Annotated in this window: 2 tRNA genes and 3 rRNA genes; all 5 read right to left on the bottom strand. The window is 51.8% G+C overall.

The features are described from left to right. Positions 1-97, bottom strand: a 5S ribosomal RNA gene (rrf, locus tag ACFPOE_RS23965); the annotation flags it as partial. 142 nt (positions 98-239) lie between these two features. Next, positions 240-3,121 (bottom strand): 23S ribosomal RNA (locus ACFPOE_RS23960). A gap of 319 nt (positions 3,122-3,440) precedes the next feature. Continuing rightward, positions 3,441-3,516, bottom strand: a tRNA-Ala gene (locus ACFPOE_RS23955). A gap of 21 nt (positions 3,517-3,537) precedes the next feature. Further along, positions 3,538-3,614: transfer RNA gene (locus ACFPOE_RS23950), tRNA-Ile, on the bottom strand. Between the two features lie 102 nt (positions 3,615-3,716). Next, positions 3,717-5,251: ribosomal RNA gene (locus tag ACFPOE_RS23945) — 16S ribosomal RNA — on the bottom strand. Positions 5,252-5,423: the final 172 nt, after the last annotated feature.

Here is a 5,423-nt window from a genome sequence, read left to right as displayed (position 1 = left end):
CTTTCACACGGGAACCCGCACTATCATCGGCGCTGAGTCGTTTCACTGTCCTGTTCGGGATGGGAAGGAGTGGTACCAACTCGCTATGGTCATCAGGCATAACTTTTGTGTTGAGCTGACCTGATGGTCAACACAACGAATTCATAGAGTTTGGAATCAGCTTCCGGCGCGCCTTGCGGCGGCGCTTATTTTGAATGCGTCAACTTGGCATAACACCCTGATCGATTGATCAAAGTTATAGGGTCAAGCCGCACGAGCAATTAGTATCAGTTAGCTTAACGCATTACTGCGCTTCCACACCTGACCTATCAACGTCCTGGTCTTGAACGACTCTTCAGGGGGCTCAAGGCCCCGGCAGATCTCATCTTGAAACGAGTTTCCCGCTTAGATGCTTTCAGCGGTTATCTCTTCCACACTTAGCTACTCGGCAATGCCACTGGCGTGACAACCGATACACCAGAGGTGTGTCCACTCCGGTCCTCTCGTACTAGGAGCAGGCTTCCTCAAATCTGCAGCGCCCACGGAAGATAGGGACCAAACTGTCTCACGACGTTTTAAACCCAGCTCACGTACCTCTTTAAATGGCGAACAGCCATACCCTTGGGACCGGCTACAGCCCCAGGATGAGATGAGCCGACATCGAGGTGCCAAACACCGCCGTCGATATGAACTCTTGGGCGGTATCAGCCTGTTATCCCCAGAGTACCTTTTATCCGTTGAGCGATGGCCCTTCCATACAGAACCACCGGATCACTATGTCCTGCTTTCGCATCTGCTCGACTTGTCAGTCTCGCAGTTAAGCACGCTTATGCCATTGCACTATCGTCACGATGTCCGACCGTAACTAGCGTACCTTCGAACTCCTCCGTTACGCTTTGGGAGGAGACCGCCCCAGTCAAACTGCCTACCATGCACTGTCCCCAGCCCGGATAACGGGCCTAGGTTAGAACCTCAAACACACCAGGGTGGTATTTCAACGTTGGCTCCATAAGATCTAGCGACCCTACTTCAAAGCCTCCCACCTATCCTACACAGATCTGTTCAAAGTCCAATACAAAGCTACAGTAAAGGTTCATGGGGTCTTTCCGTCTTTCCGCGGGGAGATTGCATCATCACAAACATTTCAACTTCGCTGAGTCTCAGGAGGAGACAGTGTGGCCATCGTTACGCCATTCGTGCAGGTCGGAACTTACCCGACAAGGAATTTCGCTACCTTAGGACCGTTATAGTTACGGCCGCCGTTTACTGGGACTTCAATCAAGAGCTTGCACCCCATCATTTAATCTTCCAGCACCGGGCAGGCGTCACACCCTATACGTCCACTTTCGTGTTTGCAGAGTGCTGTGTTTTTATTAAACAGTCGCAGCCACCGATTTTTTGCAACCTCATTGGGCTAGGGGAGTAAATCCCTTCACCTACTAAAGGCACACCTTCTTCCGAAGTTACGGTGTCAATTTGCCGAGTTCCTTCTCCTGAGTTCTCTCAAGCGCCTTAGAATACTCATCTCGCGCACCAGTGTCGGTTTGCGGTACGGTCGTGTGTAGCTGAAGCTTAGTGGCTTTTCCTGGAAGCAGGGTATCACTCACTTCGGCTGCAAGCAGCCTCGTTATCACCCCTCATCTAAGCCCGGCGGATTTACCTACCAGGCACGACTACAGGCTTGAACCAACATATCCAACAGTTGGCTGAGCTAACCTTCTCCGTCCCCACATCGCACTACACATCGGTACAGGAATATTGACCTGTTTCCCATCAGCTACGCATCTCTGCCTCGCCTTAGGGGCCGACTCACTCTACGCCGATGAACGTTGCGTAGAAAACCTTGCGCTTACGGCGAGGGGGCTTTTCACCCCCTTTAACGCTACTCATGTCAGCATTCGCACTTCTGATACCTCCAGCACGCTTTACAACGCACCTTCACAGGCTTACAGAACGCTCTCCTACCACTTGCAATAAATTGCAAATCCGCAGCTTCGGTAACTGGCTTAGCCCCGTTACATCTTCCGCGCAGGACGACTCGATCAGTGAGCTATTACGCTTTCTTTAAATGATGGCTGCTTCTAAGCCAACATCCTGACTGTTTTAGCCTTCCCACTTCGTTTCCCACTTAGCCCGTTTTAGGGACCTTAGCTGGCGGTCTGGGTTGTTTCCCTCTTGAGTCCGGACGTTAGCACCCGGTGCTCTGTCTCCCAAGCTGTACTCTTCGGTATTCGGAGTTTGCATAGGTTTGGTAAGTCGCCATGACCCCCTAGCCTAAACAGTGCTCTACCCCCGAAGGTAATACTTGAGGCACTACCTAAATAGTTTTCGGAGAGAACCAGCTATTTCCAAGTTTGTTTAGCCTTTCACCCCTATCCACAGCTCATCCGCTAGTTTTGCAACACTAGTCGGTTCGGACCTCCAGTACCTGTTACGGCACCTTCATCCTGGCCATGGATAGATCACTTGGTTTCGGGTCTACACCCAGCGACTGGACGCCCTATTCGGACTCGGTTTCCCTACGCCTTCCCTATTCGGTTAAGCTTGCCACTGAATGTAAGTCGCTGACCCATTATACAAAAGGTACGCAGTCACCCCTTGCGAGGCTCCTACTTTTTGTAAGCATACGGTTTCAGGATCTATTTCACTCCCCTCCCGGGGTTCTTTTCGCCTTTCCCTCACGGTACTAGTTCACTATCGGTCGATTACGAGTATTTAGCCTTGGAGGATGGTCCCCCCATATTCAGACAGGATTTCACGTGTCCCGCCCTACTTGTCGCAAGCTCAGTACCACACAGGTCTTTTCACGTACGGGGCTATCACCCGCTATGGCCAGCCTTTCCAAGCTGTTCCGTTAAGTCTTGTGCTATCACTTGCAGGCTCTTCCGATTTCGCTCGCCACTACTTTCGGAATCTCGGTTGATGTCTTTTCCTCGAGCTACTGAGATGTTTCAGTTCACCCGGTTCGCCTCGCATGACTATGTATTCATCATGCGATACCTCTTGCGAGGTGGGTTTCCCCATTCGGAAATCTCCGGATCAAAGCTTATTTGCCAGCTCCCCGAAGCTTATCGCAGGCTATCACGTCCTTCGTCGCCTGTAATCGCCAAGGCATCCACCATATGCTCTTATTCACTTGACCCTATAACTTTGACCTCTCTTGCGAGAAGCAAAATCGTTTCAAGGAATTGCCAGGTCTCTCACCTGGCGCGTTATGCCGTACTTCTCAATCGAATTGCTTCGAAATTGAAGTTCATTTTGACGCAATCAAAATTAATTCTGTTGCTGATGGCACGGTCTGCACGAAACCTTTACGAATGTGCAGTTTCCACCAGCAACGCTGATTCAACTCTATGAATTGTTAAAGAACAGCCGATTGATCCGGGAGATCCCGGGTCAACTCCAAAACAGCCTGCCCGCAAGCAGCTTTGGAGTTGATTCAAATAAGTATCGTTTGGAAATGGTGGAGGATGACGGGATCGAACCGACGACCCCCTGCTTGCAAAGCAGGTGCTCTCCCAGCTGAGCTAATCCCCCAGGAACACGTCTTTGGAGGAATGGTGGGTCTGGGTGGTCTCGAACCACCGACCCCCGCCTTATCAAGACGGTGCTCTAACCAACTGAGCTACAGACCCGAGCCGGTCGCTTTACTGACCAAGCACAGCGCCTGGCGTCGTTGGCGACATCCTTCCAACAACCGATAAGTGTGGGCGTTTAAATTAAATTGCAGTTTCCAGAAAGGAGGTGATCCAGCCGCACCTTCCGATACGGCTACCTTGTTACGACTTCACCCCAGTCACGAACCCTGCCGTGGTAATCGCCCTCCTTGCGGTTAGGCTAACTACTTCTGGCAGAACCCGCTCCCATGGTGTGACGGGCGGTGTGTACAAGACCCGGGAACGTATTCACCGTGACATTCTGATCCACGATTACTAGCGATTCCGACTTCACGCAGTCGAGTTGCAGACTGCGATCCGGACTACGACCGGTTTTATGGGATTAGCTCCCCCTCGCGGGTTGGCAGCCCTTTGTACCGGCCATTGTATGACGTGTGTAGCCCCACCTATAAGGGCCATGAGGACTTGACGTCATCCCCACCTTCCTCCGGTTTGTCACCGGCAGTCTCATTAGAGTGCCCAACTAAATGTAGCAACTAATGACAAGGGTTGCGCTCGTTGCGGGACTTAACCCAACATCTCACGACACGAGCTGACGACAGCCATGCAGCACCTGTGTTACGGTTCTCTTTCGAGCACTAATCCATCTCTGGAAAATTCCGTACATGTCAAAGGTGGGTAAGGTTTTTCGCGTTGCATCGAATTAAACCACATCATCCACCGCTTGTGCGGGTCCCCGTCAATTCCTTTGAGTTTCAACCTTGCGGCCGTACTCCCCAGGCGGTCAACTTCACGCGTTAGCTTCGTTACTGAGTCAGTGAAGACCCAACAACCAGTTGACATCGTTTAGGGCGTGGACTACCAGGGTATCTAATCCTGTTTGCTCCCCACGCTTTCGTGCATGAGCGTCAGTACAGGCCCAGGGGATTGCCTTCGCCATCGGTGTTCCTCCGCATATCTACGCATTTCACTGCTACACGCGGAATTCCATCCCCCTCTGCCGTACTCTAGCGATGCAGTCACAAATGCAGTTCCCAGGTTGAGCCCGGGGATTTCACATCTGTCTTACATCACCGCCTGCGCACGCTTTACGCCCAGTAATTCCGATTAACGCTTGCACCCTACGTATTACCGCGGCTGCTGGCACGTAGTTAGCCGGTGCTTATTCTGACGGTACCGTCATGACCACCCCGTATTAGGAAATGGCTTTTCGTTCCGTCCAAAAGCAGTTTACAACCCGAAGGCCTTCATCCTGCACGCGGAATGGCTGGATCAGGCTTGCGCCCATTGTCCAAAATTCCCCACTGCTGCCTCCCGTAGGAGTCTGGGCCGTGTCTCAGTCCCAGTGTGGCTGGTCGTCCTCTCAGACCAGCTACAGATCGAAGGCTTGGTGAGCCTTTACCCCACCAACTACCTAATCTGCCATCGGCCGCTCCATTCGCGCGAGGTCTTGCGATCCCCCGCTTTCATCCGTAGATCGTATGCGGTATTAGCGTAGCTTTCGCTACGTTATCCCCCACGATTGGGCACGTTCCGATGTATTACTCACCCGTTCGCCACTCGCCACCAGGATTGCTCCCGTGCTGCCGTTCGACTTGCATGTGTAAGGCATTCCGCCAGCGTTCAATCTGAGCCAGGATCAAACTCTACAGTTCGATCTTGATTTTTTTCGCTTCTCTCGAAGCAACTCATAAAAACGGAATTGAAGTGAACTTCACTTCTATTCTCATGAGCGTTTAAAGTCTTGCGACTTAGTTCCGAAGAACTTGGCAATCGCCTTCAAACGCCCACGCTTATCGGCTGTATATTTTTAATGAACCCGCTCGG

Source organism: Caenimonas terrae, from assembly GCF_042655405.1.
Lineage (GTDB): Bacteria > Pseudomonadota > Gammaproteobacteria > Burkholderiales > Burkholderiaceae_C > Ramlibacter > Ramlibacter terrae_A.
Note: the sequence above shows the minus strand (reverse complement) of the source record. Positions and strands in the feature narration are given on the sequence as shown.